The following is a 14,516-nucleotide window of genomic DNA, read 5'->3' as shown; positions in this document are numbered from 1 at the left end:
CGGGCCCGCCCTTGGAAAAGGCAGGCCCGCCCGACATTCCATGCGCAATTACTTGCGCTCGTCCTCGCCCAGATCTTCGAAGTCAGCGTCGACGATATCGTCATCGACATCGCGCGGGCTGTCTTCGTCGTTGGAGCTCTCGCCCTGACCGGCTTTCTCCTTCTCGGCCTTGTAGATGGCCTCGCCGAGTTTCATCGCCGCATCCGTCAGGTTCTGGATCGCGCCTTTGATCTTGCCGGCTTCATCGGTCTTGAGGGCTTCCTCAAGCGCGTTGGCCGCGAGTTCGATCGCTTCGACGGTCGAGGCATCGACCTTGTCGCCATGCTCTTCGAGCGACTTGCGGGTCGAGTGCAGCAGCGATTCGCCCTGGTTCTTGGTTTCGACCAGTTCCTTGCGGGACTTGTCCGCGTCGGCGTTCGCCTCGGCGTCCTGAACCATTTTTTCGATCTCTTCGTCGGACAGGCCGCCGGACGCCTGGATCGTGATCTTCTGCTCCTTGCCGGTGCCCTTGTCCTTCGCCGAAACGGAGACAATACCGTTCGCGTCGATGTCGAAGGTCACTTCGATCTGCGGCATGCCGCGCGGGGCCGGCGGGATGTCCTCGAGGTTGAACATGCCGAGCATCTTGTTGTCGGCAGCCATCTCGCGCTCACCCTGGAAGACCCGGATCGTCACCGCGTTCTGGTTGTCTTCCGCAGTGGAGAACACCTGGCTCTTCTTCGTCGGGATCGTCGTGTTGCGATCGATCAGGCGGGTGAACACGCCACCCAGCGTTTCGATACCGAGCGACAGCGGCGTCACGTCGAGCAGGACGACGTCTTTCACGTCACCTTGCAGAACGCCGGCCTGAATGGCCGCACCGAGTGCCACAACCTCATCCGGGTTCACGCCCTTATGGGGCTCCTTGCCGAAGAAGCCGGTCACTTCCTGCACGACTTTCGGCATACGGGTCATACCGCCGACGAGCACGACTTCGTCGATCTCGTCCTTCGAGACGCCGGCATCCTTCAGCGCGGCGGCGCAGGGCTTCAGCGAGGCCTTGATGAGATCGCTCACGAGGCTCTCCAGCTTCGCACGGGTCAGTTTCATGACCATGTGCAGCGGAGTGCCGTCCTTGCCCATCGAGATGAAGGGCTGGTTGATCTCGGTCTGGCTCGAGCTCGACAGTTCGATCTTCGCTTTCTCGGCAGCTTCCTTCAGACGCTGCAGCGCCATCTTGTCCTTGGTGAGGTCAACGCCATGCTCTTTTTTGAACTCGTCAGCGAGGTAGTTGACGATGCGCATGTCGAAGTCTTCACCGCCGAGGAACGTATCGCCGTTGGTCGATTTCACTTCGAAGAGACCGTCGTCGATCTCGAGGATGGTGATGTCGAAGGTACCCCCGCCAAGGTCATAGACCGCGATGGTTTTCGATTCTTTCTTGTCGAGGCCATAGGCCAGCGCAGCCGCGGTCGGCTCGTTGATGATGCGCAGCACTTCGAGACCGGCGATCTTGCCAGCGTCTTTGGTGGCCTGACGCTGAGCGTCGTTGAAGTAGGCGGGCACGGTAATGACGGCCTGCGTGACTTCTTCGCCCAGATAGCTCTCGGCGGTTTCCTTCATCTTCTGAAGGATCACGGCCGAAACCTGTGCGGGGGAATATTTCTCGCCCTTCACTTCGACCCATGCGTCGCCATTGCCGCCGTCGACGATGGAATAGGGAACGAGTTTCTTGTCCTTCTCGACTTCCGCGTCCGTGGTGCGGCGACCGATCAGGCGCTTCACGGCGAAGACGGTGTTCGAGGGGTTGGTGACCGCCTGGCGTTTCGCCGGCTGGCCGACCAGACGTTCGTCGTCAGTATAGGCGACGATCGAGGGGGTGGTGCGTGCCCCTTCGGAGTTTTCGATCACTCGGGGCTGTGCGCCATCCATGATGGCGACGCAGGAGTTCGTGGTCCCGAGGTCGATACCAATGACTTTACCCATGATGTTACCTCTCTTGGCGATATGACGGGGAACGGGTCCATTCAGGCCCCCGGCCCCTATCCCTTGGGTTTCGGTTTCATGTTCTGCTATCTGGCGGTGTGGTCCGCCATCGGCTTCGAAGCGTATATAAGGAGGGGAAAATCGGCCTGCAAGAAGGCTCCCCCGAGGAAGATTGCGAGAAAATGACAGAAAATCCGAAACACGCAATATCTCGCCCCGACCCGCAGGAGATCCGTGGCTTCCGGCATTACCCCGGCTGGCTCGGTCTCGAGGAGCAAAAGGCGCTGATCGAGACGCTGCGTAGCGTCGTCACGCAGGCACCGCTTTTCTCGCCGATGACCCCTTACGGCAAGCCGATGTCGGTGCGCATGACCTCGGCCGGGCGCTTCGGCTGGATCTCCGACCGACGCGGCTACCGATATTCCGAGACTCATCCCGACGGGCAGCCGTGGCCCGCGATTCCGCAACCGATCCTCGATATCTGGGAGGCGGTCTCGGGCACGAGTCGCGCCCCCGAATGCTGCCTCATCAACTTCTACGGCGAAGGTGCGAAGATGGGGATGCATCAGGATCGCGACGAGCAGGATTTCGACCAGCCCGTTGTCTCGGTCTCGCTGGGCGATGACGGGCTGTTCCGCATCGGCAACCGTACCCGCGGCGGAAAGACCGAAAGCATCTGGCTGCGTTCGGGTGACGTGATGGTGATGGGGGGCGAGGCGCGGCTCCTTTATCATGGAATCGACCGCGTGAAGCCCGGCACCTCGCCGCTGATGCCGAAGGGCGGGCGGATCAACCTGACGATGCGCGTCGTGACCTGAGGCCTGTGCGGGCTGCGCCGGCGGGAGCCTCCGGCGGGGATATTTTCATCAAGAGGAAGGGGCGCGTCAGAAAGAGCCGCGCGGCAACGGCGTCGTGCCCTTGTTATAGGGCGTCCAGTCCTCGACATCCGGGTAGTATTTCCGCCGCCACGCCCGCACGCGCGGGTTCATCCGGCGGTGCCAGAGCGGCGGGATCATCGCGAGCGCCGTCATACCGGGATAGCCGAAGGGCAGCTGCGGGGCTTCCTCGGCATCGTAGGTCTGCAGCAGCGGGAAGCGGCGATCGGGTTTGTAATGGTGATCTGAGTGGCGCTGCAGGTTGATCAGCAGCCAGTTCGAGGCCGTGTGATCGGCGTTCCAGCTATGGCGCGGGAGGACATGTTCGTAACGCCCCTCGCCCTTGTATTGCCGTGTCAGGCCGTAATGCTCGACATAGTTGGTCAGCTCCAGTTGCCAGACCGCGAAGAGGGCTTGCAGCAGGAACAGGCCGAGCCCCATCCATCCGCCGAGCAGCGCCGCCACGACCAGCGCCAGCACCTGCAATGCGCCGTAGCGCCAGAACGGGTTGGAGCGGTGCCAGACAGGGCGGCCCGCGCGGCGCAGCTTCAGCTTCTCGGCTCTCCAGGCGGAGCGGGGGCACTCGAAAATCACCCGCCAGAAGAAGCGGTGAAACCCTTCGTTGTAGCGCGCCGAGACCGCATCGCGCGGCGTGCCGACCCAGAGGTGATGGACCAGCAGATGCTCGGTCCGGAAATGGGAATAAAGGACTGTGGCCAGCAGCAGGTCGCCCAGCCAGCGTTCCAGCCTGGACTTCTGGTGCAGCAATTCGTGCGCGTAGACTATGCCGATCGTGCCCGAGATCACGCCCACGCCGAACATCAGGGCGACGATCTCGAAGCCGTTCAGGTGATCGGTATGCGTCACCCACCAGATCGTGCCGAAGATCACTGCCGCCTGAATCGGGAACCAGATCAACGTGATTGCGCGATACCAGAACAGGTCGTCCTCGGGCGTTTCCGTGTCGGGCTGGTCCTCGTTACGCCCCAGCAGCTGGTCGAGCACCGTCGTCAGCCACCACGCATAGGCGGGCAGCAGGATCAAGGTCCAACCGCCAACCCACGCCTCGATCCCCGCCAGCGGCACGGTGCCGAGCGATAGCCAGAAGGGCAGGGCGTGCGAGGAACGGCGGATTTCGTCGCGGCTGGACATCGGGGCCTCGTGAGCGATGCGGGCGCGGTCATACTAGCCGAACGCTAACCCGATACAATCATTCAGCTTGCGACCCATCGGCGCTTTGCGCGGCATCCCAGACCTTGCGCATCAGGGTGGGTAGATCGCCCGGGCGGAAATCTGTCCGCGAGGTCATGGACTCGGTCTCCTTGCGGGCGACATGGACCTGAAGGATCAGATGGAAATGGGTGAAGGTGTGGCGCACCTCGACGGGGGAGAGAATCCAATCGGCCTGCACCGGCGGGGCGGGTGTCGGCGCGTCGGACCAGTCCGAGCCGGGAAAGCCCAGCGTGCCGCCCAGAAGTCCCTTGTCCGGGCGACGTTCCAGCAGCACGTCGCCTTGAGCGTTCATCACCACATAGGCAAAGCCGCGACGGGTCGGCTTTTCTTTCTTTGGGGCTTTGCGCGGCAGCGTCTCGGCAATACCGGCGGCACGCGCGGTGCAACTGTCGATCAGCGGGCAGATGCCACAGGCCGGGTTGCGCGGCGTGCAGATCGTCGCGCCCAGATCCATCATCGCCTGAGCGAAATCTCCGGGTCGGTCCTCGGGCGTGATCTGCGCGGTCAGGTCGGTCAGTTCCGCTTTCGCGCCGGGAAGGGGCGTGTCGACGGAGAAGAGGCGCGAAACCACGCGCTCCACATTGCCGTCGACCACGGCGACGGGCTCGTCATAGGCGATTGCGGCGATGGCTGCGGAGGTATAGGGGCCGATGCCGGGCAGCTTTTGCAGTTCCGCCGCGCTCTCGGGGAAGCGACCGTCCATCTCATCCGCCACGACACGCGCGCATTTCAGCAGGTTGCGGGCGCGGGCGTAATAGCCGAGCCCCGCCCATTCTGCCATCACGTCGCCGTCTTCGGCCGCCGCCAATTCACCTACATCGGGCCAGCGCTCGGTGAAGCGGCGGAAATAGTCGCGCACGGCGGCGACCGTGGTCTGCTGCAGCATCACCTCGGAGAGCCAGACGCGGTAGGGGTCGGGTCGCTCGCCCTCTGCCCGATCCGCAGGCGATACGCGCCACGGCATGACGCGGGCATGGGTGTCGTACCAGTTGAGCAGGGTTTCGCCGATTGCCCCTTTACCGTCACGCAATGTTTATGCTCCCCTCTTGCCGACCGGTTGGCCCGGCCCGATGTGCTGCCTAGAATGGGATGGATCAAGAGGAACCGCCCCGAATGAGTAAAAGCGACCCGCAAAAGACGCCGGATCGGCGGATGCGTGGCTTTGAAGCCGCGGGCGGGCTGCTGCGCAACCGGATCCGAGCCGCGGGCGAAGCGCGGGGTTTCGCGGTGTCGCGTCTGCTGACCCATTGGGCCGAAGTCGTGGGTCCTGAGACGGCCGCGCAATGCCGCCCGGTGAAGATCGGCTACACGAAAGGCGGCTTCGGGGCGACCCTTACCCTGCTGACCACCGGGGCGGCGGCGCCGATGCTGCAGATGCAGCTGCCGCAAATCCGTGACAAGGTGAATGCCTGCTACGGCTATAACGCGATCTCGCGTATCTCGCTGACGCAGACGGCGCCGACCGGCTTTGCCGATGGTCAGGCGCAATTCGCACCGAAACCGAAACCTGAACCCAAGGCGCCCGATCCCCGTATCATCGAAGAAGCGAAGGCGCGCGTTGCGGAATGTAGCGATGCCGGTCTGAAATCGGCGCTGGAAGAACTGGCAAGAAACGTTCTATCGAAGTCCGCAGAGCGGGCTGGACAGAAGAAAGGCAGATAAATGAGCAAAACTCTTTCGATCCTCGGCGGCGCGGCCGTTATGGGCCTCCTCGCTACGGGCGGCTGGTACGCCAGCCAGCATAGCGAAGCGAGCCTGATCACTGCGGCGCAAGCGCAGGAAGCCACGGCGAGCAAAGATGTCGAGACTCTGCCCGACGTGGTTCTCGGTCAGGAAGATGCGCCGGTCACGGTGATCGAATACGCCTCCTTCACCTGCCCGCACTGTGCGGAATGGCACAAGGTCGAGTATCCGCAACTGAAGAAGAACTACATCGATACCGGCAAGGTGAAGTTCATCCAGCGCGAAGTCTATTTCGACAAGTTCGGCGTCTGGGCGGGTCTGATCGCGCAGTGCGGCGGCGACCCGAAATATTACGCGATCTCGGACATGATCTATAACAAGCAGAAGGAGTGGATCGGCGACGGCAAGCCGCAGACCATCGCGGACAATCTGCGCAAGATCGGCCTGCAGGCCGGGCTGAGCAACGATCAGGTCACCGCCTGCATGAACGACGAGAAGCGCGCCGAGAAGATGGTCGCGACCTTCCAGAAGAACGCGGGCGACGACAAGATCGACGCGACGCCGACCTTCATCATCGATGGCGAAAAGCATTCCAACATGGCTTGGGACGACTTCAAGAAGATTCTCGACGACGAGCTGGCGAAGCAAGCCAACTGAGCTTTTGTACAGATCAAGCGAAGGCCGGTCCCGCGGGGCCGGCCTTTCTCATATCCCGAGTTGGTCGAGCGCGGCGTCGAGTTCTGCGGAGTCGTCGATCGCAAGCCGCACGGGCAGCGCGAGAACCTTCGGACGGAAGCTGTCGGGCAGGCGCACCGCATCCTTCTCGGTCGTGACCATCTGCGCGCCGAGCATGTCGGCCTCCGTCTCGATCCGCTGCAAGAGGCGCGTCGTGAAAGGCTGGTGATCTTCCAGCGCCTCGCCGCGCAGCAGGTTAGCCCCGAGACCGCGTAGCGTGGCGAAGAATTTCTCGGGATGGCCGATGCCCGCGAAGGCGAGGACGGGAAGCCCTTCCCAATCCATGCCCGTCTGCAGCGGCGCGAGTTGGCCCGTCAGGTGCGGTTTAGAAATTCTGGAACCCCAGAAATTCGTGAAATCTGCCTGTGCGGTCTCCGGTCCGATAGACAGCAGGAAGTCCGCGCGGGCCATCCCAGCCTCGATCGGTTCGCGCAGCGGTCCGGCGGGCAGACACCGCCCGTTGCCGAAACCCTTATGGGCGTCGACCACCACGATGGAGATGTCTTTCTCCAGCGTGGGGTTCTGATGGGCGTCGTCCAGAACGATCACCTGTGCCCCGGCGGCGACCGCGGCGCTCGCCCCGGCAGCGCGGTCTCGCGCGACCCAGACCGGTGCGAAGGCGGAAAGCAGCAACGGCTCGTCCCCGGTCTCTTCGGCGCGGTGGCTGCGCTCGTCGACCCGCACCGGCCCTTCGAGCGATCCGCCATAGCCGCGTGTGACTACATGAGCCGTCACACCGCGTGCCGCCAGCCGCTGCACCAGCCAGATCACCGTCGGCGTCTTGCCCGTCCCGCCCGCGTTGATATTGCCGACCGAGATCACCGGCACGTCGAGCCTCAGACCCGGCTGCGCCACACGCCGCTTCGTCATCGCTGCGTAGATTGCCCCAAGCGGAGACAGCAGCCGCGCCCGTAGGCCCGGCGCATCGGGGGCGTTGAACCAGAAACCGGGCGCGCCCATCACGCCACCCTTGCGGGCTGAGTGCCCGACAGGATCTCGGCAAGATCGCGGGCGATGGTCTCCACCGCACCGGCCCCGCCAGACGTCACGGCCCAGGCGTTATGGGCGAGTTGGGCGGAGCGTTCGGGCGCGATCAGGTCGGCCACCACTTCGGGCAGATCCTCCGGCACCACGACGCCGCGACAGGCTTTCGCGGCCTCGAGCCGCAGGTAATCCTCGCGGAAAGGCGCAAGTTTCGGGCCATGCAGGATCGCCGAGCCAAGTGCCGCCGCCTCGACCGGTGAGCGCGGCGACTGTGCGGTCCCCGACAAAGTGCCGCCCATGTAGCTGAGCGCGGCGAGCCGATACCACAGCCCGTATTCCTGCGCGTCGTCCGCGATGAAAATCTCGGTCGTCAGTTCCGGCTCGCCCTCGAGAGAGCGGCGCGCGACCGACCAGCCCTCGGCGGTCAGTTGCGCGGCAAGGGTTTCGCCTTGGGATTCATCATCCGGCACGAGCAGAAGCAGCAGCCGATGCGCGTGGCGCTGAGCGTAGCGATGCGCCGCCGTCACCGGGCCGACTTCGGCCTCGGGCACGGCTGCGGCCAGCCAGACCGGACGCGCGCCCATCGACTCGGCCATCGAGGCGCGCTCGGCCTCGGACCCGTGAAGCGGCTGCGGTGGCTCGCCGAGCGCGCCATCATTGACCACGATTACCGGGCCGCTCAATCGGTCGTCCACCCGTTCTAGGCTCGCCTCGTCTCGCAGGTAAATGCGGTCGATTCGGCCCAGCAGCGCCAGCGAGACGTCGTCGAGCCGCAGCCCGTCCTGCCCGCCGAATTTCGCGTCGGCCAGCACGCTGGCGATACCGCGGGTTTGCGTCTCCGCGATCAGGGCGGCGGGCAGCGTTTCGTCCATGATGAGCACGAGATCGGGGCGCCACGCATCCAGCACGAGACGGACGGAGGCCGGGCGATCCTCGGGGGCGGCGCGCAGGAAAACCTGATCGGGCAGCCCATCCGGCGCGCTCTCCGAGCCGCGCACCGTCATCGCGATGCGGATATCGGGCATCCGCGCCGCGACCCTGCGCGCGACCAGCCCGGCGGCCTCCGCGCATGTCCCCGCAGCCCAGATCCACAGTAGCGGGGCGTCGGCGCGATCTTCCCCCTGACCGGCCTCGACCGCGGCTTTCGCCTTGGGTCCCGCAGGACGCAGGGCCGAGAGCCGCAGTCTGAGCCAGAGAGGAAGAGAGCCCGCCATGCCAGCCTTAGCTGCCGAGCTCTTCGGTGGTCGAAACCTCGAGCTCTTCGTCGCGCAGGCGATGCAGGTGCGCGATGAAGTAGCGGGTGTGGGCGTCGTCGACGGTACGCTGCGCCTCGGCCTTCCACGCGGCATAGGCGGAAGCGTAGTTCGGATACATCCCGACGATATGGATATCGTCGACATTCTTGAATTCGGTGCGGCTCGGGGTCACCAGCTCGCCGCCGAAGACGAGGTGAAGACGTTGCGGGGTCTTTTTGGCCATGTGAACTCCTGTCGGCTTTTCTGCGGCGCAGAGATTACGCTTTGCCCTCACCCTTCACAAGGAGAGGGCCGGGGCCGCACGTAGCCGTTACCGCGCCAGTCCCAGAGACTCCAGATATTCCGCGCCTTTTCTCACCCCAATCTCGTCATTCACTTCGAGGATCAGGCGAGGCATCTTGGGCAGCTTGCCAAGCGCCTTGAACACCAAATGCCACGCGATCGTGCCCTCGCCCGGGTGCCAGTGGCGGTCGCCATAGCCGTCGATATCCTGCAGGTGGACATGCTCCAGCGCCGCGCCCGCCGCATGGACGAACACATCGACCGGCGGCGCGCCGCAGCTGCGATGCATGAACTGCGCATGGCCCGTATCGAGCGAAACCTTCACCGCTTCGCTCTTCATCTTCGCGGCCAGTTCGACGCGAAGGTTCGGCGTGATGTCCTCGCAATTCTCGATGACCAGCGTCACACCCAGTTCCTCTGCCCTTTCGATCACCGGGGTGAGGACATAGCGCACGCGTTCGACCTGAATGAACGCGTTCGCGGGGTTCTGCTCCAGATCGGCCTCCTTCCAGAGGGTGTAGGGCGAGTGAATCACCATCTGATCGCCGCCCAGTTCCGCCGTGATCTCCAGCACACGCAGCATCCGGGCGCGAATGATCTCGACGATCTCCGGGTCGGCGCAGTCGATGTTGAAGGAGGTGAACGGCCCATGCAGCCCCAGCCGTCCGGTATAGCCGTCGAGCAGGTCTTTCGCGCGTGCCACCATCTTGCGCAGGTCCGCATCCGTCGCGTTCGGCCAGCAGAAGCTCTGCAATTCCAGATCGCGCTGATCGGCGACGATCCAGTCGCGATGATGCGCGAGCATATCGAGGCTCAGCGCAGCGCCGAGCAGCGGTAATTCCTTGGCCATGGGGTCCTCCTCCGGATCGGATGCTCGCGCAAGCCGCGGGGCTTTTCAATCCCGTGAGCGCGCTATATCGGAACGTCATGAAACGCAGCCTGCCCGAGTTTTACGAGTCCATGGTGGAGAACGGGGACCTCAACCCCGATCCCGCCCAACGCTCCATTTTGCCCGAACTGGAGCGCGTGCGCCGCGCGCTGGAAAACGCCCCCGCCGCCGAGCCGGTGAAACGCGGCTTCTTCAAGCGCAAGATCAAGCCGGTCGAAGGCGTGCGCGGTCTCTATATCTGGGGCGGTGTCGGGCGCGGGAAATCCATGCTGATGGACCTGTTCTTCGGCCAGACCGACGTGCCGAAACGCCGGGTGCATTTCCACGCCTTCATGCAGGAAGTCCAAGGCAAGCTCGACGATGCGCGCCGCGCCAATACCGTGGATGCGATGCGCCCCGTGGCCGAAGAGGTGGCGGGCTCGCTGCGGCTGCTGTGCTTCGACGAGATGCAGATCACCGATATCGCCGACGCGATGATCGTGGGGCGTCTGTTCGAGGCTCTGTTCGAGCGTGGCGTGACTATCGTTACCACCTCGAACCGCGTGCCCGAGGACCTCTACAAGAACGGACTCAACCGGCAGCTATTCCTGCCCTTCATCGGGCTGATCCGCGAGAAGCTCGACGTCTACGAGTTGGCCTCCGAAAACGATTACCGACAGAACCGTCTGGCAGGCCAACAGGTCTATTTCACGCCTGCGGGCCGCGAAGCGCGCACGAAGATGGATGCGCTTTGGGATGAGCTGACCGGGGGCGATCATCACGGCAAGCTTGATATCCCGGTGAAGGGACGCACGGTCGAAATCCCGCATTTCCACAACGGGGTCGGTCGGGCGAGCTTCTGGGATCTCTGCGCGCAGCCGCTGGGTCCTGCGGATTACCTCGCCATCGCGGATGCGGTGAAAGTGCTGTTGCTCGATGATATCCCGCTGCTCTCGGCCTCCAACTTCAACGAGGCGAAGCGCTTCGTCACGCTGATCGACGCGCTCTACGAGGCCAAGGTCCGGCTGATCTGCTCGGCCGCGGACGAGCCCGAGCGGCTTTACGTAGAAGGCGAAGGCACGTTCGAATTCGAGCGCACCGCCAGCCGCCTGCGCGAGATGCAGGCAGACGGCTGGGCGGCGGAGGCTTAAGCCAGCATCTCCGCCAGAAGCGGGCGCACCTTGGTGCCGTAAAGCTCGATCGTCTTGCGCAGATGCGCGGGGTTCTGCGGCCCGCCGCTGTATTTCAGCGTGAATCGCGACAGACCCAAGGCTTTCACCGTCCGCGCGATCTTGCGCGCCACGGTTTCCGGGCTGCCGACATAGAGCGAGCCATGCTCGATCTCCGACAGGTAGGCCTCGCGCCGGAATGGCGGCCAACCGCGCGAGCGCCCGATCATGTCATGCATCCGCGCGTAGCCTTCGTAGAACTCTTCCTGCGCGATCTCGTCGGTCTCGGCGATATGGCCGGGAGAGTGGACACCGATCTTGCCGGCCTTGGTGCCCAGCTGCTCATGCGCGCGGTGATAGAGGTCGACATGCGGTTTGAACCGGGTCGAATCCCCGCCGATGATCGCCAGCATCAGATCCATCTGCATCGCGGCGGTCTCGACCACCGATTGCGGCGATCCCCCGACCCCGCGCCAGATGCGCAGCGGCGTCTCGGGGCGGGGATAGACTGTGACGTTCTTCAGCGGCGGGCGCATCTGCGCATCGAAGCTGACCTTCTCCTGCGTCGCGAGCAGGTGCAGGATCTGCGACTTCTCGGTGAACAGCGCCTCGTAATCGTTCAGGTCGAGCCCGAAGAGCGGGAAGCTCTCGGTAAAGGAGCCGCGCCCGATGGTGATCTCGGCCCGCCCCGGCGCCAGCGCGTTCAGAGTGGCGAAGCGCTGGAACACGCGGATCGGATCGTCCGAGGACAGCACCGTCACGGAGGTGCCCGCCTTGATCTTTTCGGTGCGCGCGAGGATCGCAGAGAGGATCGGCTCGGTCGAGGAGATTGCGAAATCGGGGCGGTGATGTTCGCCCAGACCGATGTAATCGAGCCCGACCTGATCGGCGAGCTCGCCTTCGGCCAGCGTGTCGCGGATCACCTCGGCATGGCTGCGCAGCAGGCCGTCCTCGCCGCGCGTCACATCGCCGAACGTGTCGATCCCAAGCTCAAGCTGCATGGTGGTCTCCTTTCCTGTTCACGCGAAGATAGGGGCGCGGGCGCAGGTGAGCCACCGGCATACTCGCACAGAGCTCGTGCAAGGCCGCAGCTTCAGCCGTTCTCGCGCAGCACCCGGCCCGCAAGGTAGAGCGAGCCGCAGATCAGGATGCGGGCATGCGGATGGATCGCGACGATCCCCGCGATGGCCGAGCCGACCGAGGCCGCCGGGCGTGCCTCGATGCCGACCGCGCGCGCCGCTTCGGCGGTGTCTTCCGCCGAGAGGGTGTTCGCCTCGCCAGGGATGGACACGGCTAGAAGGCTCGCTGCGTGAGGGGCCAGGGGACGCAGATACCCGGTCACGTCCTTGGTATTCAGCATGCCGCAGATCAGGTGGGTCGGGCGCTGCGGCAGCATGCCCAGCGTCTTCGCGATCATGTCGCCCGCCGCTGGGTTATGCCCGCCATCGAGCCAGACCTCGGCCTCGGGCGCGCCGTCGACCAACGGTCCGTGGCGCAGCCGTTGCATCCGCGCGGGCCATTCGGCCTTCGTCACGGCCGCCTCGCAGGCGGCTTCGTCAAAGCCCAGGTGCCGCAGCGCCGCGAGCGCTGCCCCGGCATTCGCGATCTGATGCGGGCCGGGCAGGTTCGGCAGCGGCAGATCGAGCAAGCCGTTCTCGTCCTGGAAGATCAACCGGTCGCGCTCTTCCCAGACCTGCCAATGCTGGCCATGCACCAGAAGTGGCGCGCCGAGCTTTTCCGCCCGCGCTTCGATCACGTCGAGCGCCCCCTCCTGCTGGGGACCGACCACGCAGGCCACGCCGCGCTTGAGGATCCCGGCCTTCTCGCCCGCGATCTCGGCCAGCGTCTCGCCAAGGAATTGCTGATGGTCGATCGAAACCGGCGTGATGATGCTCAGCGCGGGTTTGTCGATCACATTGGTCGCGTCGAGCCGTCCGCCGAGACCCACTTCGAGGAGCGTGTAATCCGCAGGCGTCCGCGCGAAGGCCAGAAGCGCCGCCGCCGTCGTCACCTCGAAGAAGGTGATCGCCTTGCCGCCATTCGCCGCCTCGACCTCATCGAGAAGCGCGGCCAGATCGTCCTCTGAGATTAGCGCTCCGGCGATCCGGATACGTTCGTGGAAGCGCGCAAGATGAGGCGAGGTATAGGCGTGGACGCGCTTGCCCGCAGCCTCCAGCCCGGCCCGGATCATCGCCTGGGTCGAGCCCTTGCCATTGGTGCCCGCGATATGGATCACCGGCGGCAGGTCGCGCTCGGGATGGTCGAGGTCCCCCAGCAACCGCTCCATCCGGTCGAGAGACAGGTCGATGACCTTGGGATGCAGCGCCATCAGGCGGTCGAGAATGTCATCGGAGCTTTGTGTCATCGGCCCCTCCGGCCTTAGATGGCGGACCGGAGAGGGGACGCTGCCCCCGCGGCTGGCGCCGCCCCCCGGGATATTTCAGCCAATACGAAGATCAGGTCTTGGGCTTCGCCTCGGCCTCGGGAGCTGCCTCGGCGACCGCTACCTCGGGGGCCTTCTCCGGCGCGGGCAGATCGCCCTTCACCGCAGGCGGCAGGTTCATCAGCATGCGCAGGATGGTGATCAGCTCGTCGCGCATCTTCATGCGATGCGTCACGCGGTCGAGCATCCCGTGATCGAGCAGATATTCCGCGCGCTGGAAGCCTTCGGGCAGCTTTTCGCGGATCGTCTGTTCGATCACGCGGGGGCCCGCGAAGCAGATCAGCGCATTGGGTTCGGCGATATGCACGTCGCCCAGCATCGCGTAGGAGGCGGTCACGCCGCCGGTCGTCGGATGGGTCAGAACGACGATATAGGGAAGGCCCGCTTCCTTGAGCATCTGCACGGCGACAGTGGTGCGTGGCATCTGCATCAGCGACAGGATACCTTCCTGCATCCGCGCGCCGCCAGCCGCCGAGAACAGCACCAGCGGACGCTTGAGCTTCACCGCACGCTCGGCCGCCGCGATGATCGCGTTGCCGACATACATGCCCATCGAGCCGCCCATGAAGGTGAAGTCTTGCGCGGCCGCGACGATCGGCGTGCGCCCGATCTCGCCCTCGGCCACCAGCATCGCCTCTTTCTCGCCGGTCGATTTCTGTGCCGCCTTCATCCGGTCCGGATAGCGTTTCTGATCCTTGAAATGCAGCGGATCGGCGATCGGTTCGGGCACTTTCACTTCGGAGAAGATGCCACCGTCGAACAGCGCCTCGAAGCGCACGCGGGGCGTGATCGCGAGGTGATGGTCGCAATTGGTGCAGACGTTCAGATTGTCCGACAGCTCCCGGTGGAACAGCATCGTCCCGCATTCGGGACATTTCGTCCAAAGGTTCTCGGGCACTTCGCGGCGCGAAAACAGCGAGTTAATCCGAGGACGGACGTAATTGGTGATCCAGTTCATCGTAAGAGCCTCTCGCTGGGGCGGGTCGGTTTGGCTTGAAATACGCCGCCCCTGCGTGAATTGCA

14 protein-coding genes are annotated in these 14,516 nt (G+C 64.4%); 4 read left to right on the top strand and 10 right to left on the bottom strand.

The window, feature by feature from the left end; all coding sequences use genetic code 11:
* Positions 1–48: 48 nt before the first annotated feature.
* Positions 49–1,965 carry a molecular chaperone DnaK gene (gene dnaK / locus BMG03_RS01330; RefSeq protein ID WP_075775236.1) on the bottom strand — a complete coding sequence of 639 codons (1,917 nt, stop codon included), beginning with the start codon at positions 1,963–1,965 and terminating at the stop codon, positions 49–51.
* A gap of 182 nt (positions 1,966–2,147) precedes the next feature.
* Here dnaK and BMG03_RS01325 point away from each other — a divergent pair, with 182 nt between their 5' ends.
* Positions 2,148–2,783 carry an alpha-ketoglutarate-dependent dioxygenase AlkB family protein gene (locus BMG03_RS01325; protein ID WP_075775237.1) on the top strand — a complete coding sequence of 212 codons (636 nt, stop codon included), beginning with the start codon at positions 2,148–2,150 and terminating at the stop codon, positions 2,781–2,783.
* A gap of 66 nt (positions 2,784–2,849) precedes the next feature.
* Here the strand turns inward: BMG03_RS01325 and BMG03_RS01320 are convergent, their stop codons facing one another.
* On the bottom strand, positions 2,850–3,992 hold the full coding sequence (locus BMG03_RS01320) for an alkane 1-monooxygenase (protein WP_075775238.1): 1,143 nt from the start codon (positions 3,990–3,992) through the stop codon (positions 2,850–2,852).
* A gap of 58 nt (positions 3,993–4,050) precedes the next feature.
* Positions 4,051–5,103 (bottom strand): A/G-specific adenine glycosylase, encoded by a 1,053-nt coding sequence (mutY, locus tag BMG03_RS01315; protein ID WP_075775239.1) that lies wholly within the window; start codon positions 5,101–5,103, stop codon positions 4,051–4,053.
* An 83-nt stretch (positions 5,104–5,186) separates the two neighbouring features.
* On the opposite strand from mutY, the gene BMG03_RS01310 reads away from it, so the two are divergent.
* Entirely contained in the window at positions 5,187–5,735 is a 549-nt protein-coding gene (locus BMG03_RS01310; protein ID WP_075775240.1) for a DUF721 domain-containing protein, read from the top strand.
* Positions 5,736–6,413 carry a DsbA family protein gene (locus BMG03_RS01305; RefSeq protein WP_075775241.1) on the top strand — a complete coding sequence of 226 codons (678 nt, stop codon included), beginning with the start codon at positions 5,736–5,738 and terminating at the stop codon, positions 6,411–6,413.
* 48 nt (positions 6,414–6,461) lie between these two features.
* On the opposite strand, the gene lpxK is transcribed toward BMG03_RS01305, so the two are convergent.
* The 4 genes from lpxK to BMG03_RS01285 all read right to left on the bottom strand — a co-directional run bounded on the left by lpxK (position 6,462) and on the right by BMG03_RS01285 (position 9,863).
* On the bottom strand, positions 6,462–7,451 hold the full coding sequence (gene lpxK / locus BMG03_RS01300) for a tetraacyldisaccharide 4'-kinase (RefSeq protein WP_075775242.1): 990 nt from the start codon (positions 7,449–7,451) through the stop codon (positions 6,462–6,464).
* Complete coding sequence (locus BMG03_RS01295) at positions 7,451–8,689, bottom strand: 3-deoxy-D-manno-octulosonic acid transferase (RefSeq protein WP_075775243.1); 1,239 nt, start codon at positions 8,687–8,689, stop codon at positions 7,451–7,453. The genes lpxK and BMG03_RS01295 overlap by 1 nt, the downstream gene beginning before the upstream one ends.
* 7 nt (positions 8,690–8,696) lie before the next feature.
* On the bottom strand, positions 8,697–8,954 hold the full coding sequence (locus BMG03_RS01290; protein WP_075775244.1) for a DUF4170 domain-containing protein: 258 nt from the start codon (positions 8,952–8,954) through the stop codon (positions 8,697–8,699).
* Between the two features lie 87 nt (positions 8,955–9,041).
* Complete coding sequence (locus BMG03_RS01285; protein WP_075775245.1) at positions 9,042–9,863, bottom strand: sugar phosphate isomerase/epimerase family protein; 822 nt, start codon at positions 9,861–9,863, stop codon at positions 9,042–9,044.
* A 77-nt stretch (positions 9,864–9,940) separates the two neighbouring features.
* On the opposite strand from BMG03_RS01285, the gene zapE reads away from it, so the two are divergent.
* The gene (gene zapE, locus BMG03_RS01280; protein ID WP_075775459.1) at positions 9,941–11,032 is read left to right on the top strand and encodes a cell division protein ZapE; all 1,092 of its coding nucleotides are present in this window, start codon (positions 9,941–9,943) and stop codon (positions 11,030–11,032) included.
* Here zapE and BMG03_RS01275 read toward each other — a convergent pair.
* The 3 genes from BMG03_RS01275 to accD form a co-directional block, all read right to left on the bottom strand.
* Positions 11,029–12,051 (bottom strand): LLM class flavin-dependent oxidoreductase, encoded by a 1,023-nt coding sequence (locus BMG03_RS01275; protein WP_075775246.1) that lies wholly within the window; start codon positions 12,049–12,051, stop codon positions 11,029–11,031. The two genes, zapE and BMG03_RS01275, sit on opposite strands and share 4 nt — an antisense overlap.
* Before the next feature lie 92 nt (positions 12,052–12,143).
* Entirely contained in the window at positions 12,144–13,415 is a 1,272-nt protein-coding gene (locus BMG03_RS01270) for a bifunctional folylpolyglutamate synthase/dihydrofolate synthase (RefSeq protein WP_075775247.1), read from the bottom strand.
* A gap of 91 nt (positions 13,416–13,506) precedes the next feature.
* A complete protein-coding gene (accD, locus tag BMG03_RS01265; RefSeq protein ID WP_075775248.1) occupies positions 13,507–14,451 on the bottom strand; it encodes an acetyl-CoA carboxylase, carboxyltransferase subunit beta in 945 nt (314 codons plus the stop codon).
* Positions 14,452–14,516: the final 65 nt, after the last annotated feature.

The sequence above is a fragment of the Thioclava nitratireducens genome (genome assembly GCF_001940525.2).
GTDB lineage: Bacteria > Pseudomonadota > Alphaproteobacteria > Rhodobacterales > Rhodobacteraceae > Thioclava > Thioclava nitratireducens.
The sequence above is the reverse complement of the archived record's forward strand: the minus strand, read 5'-3'. Positions and strand labels throughout refer to the sequence as shown.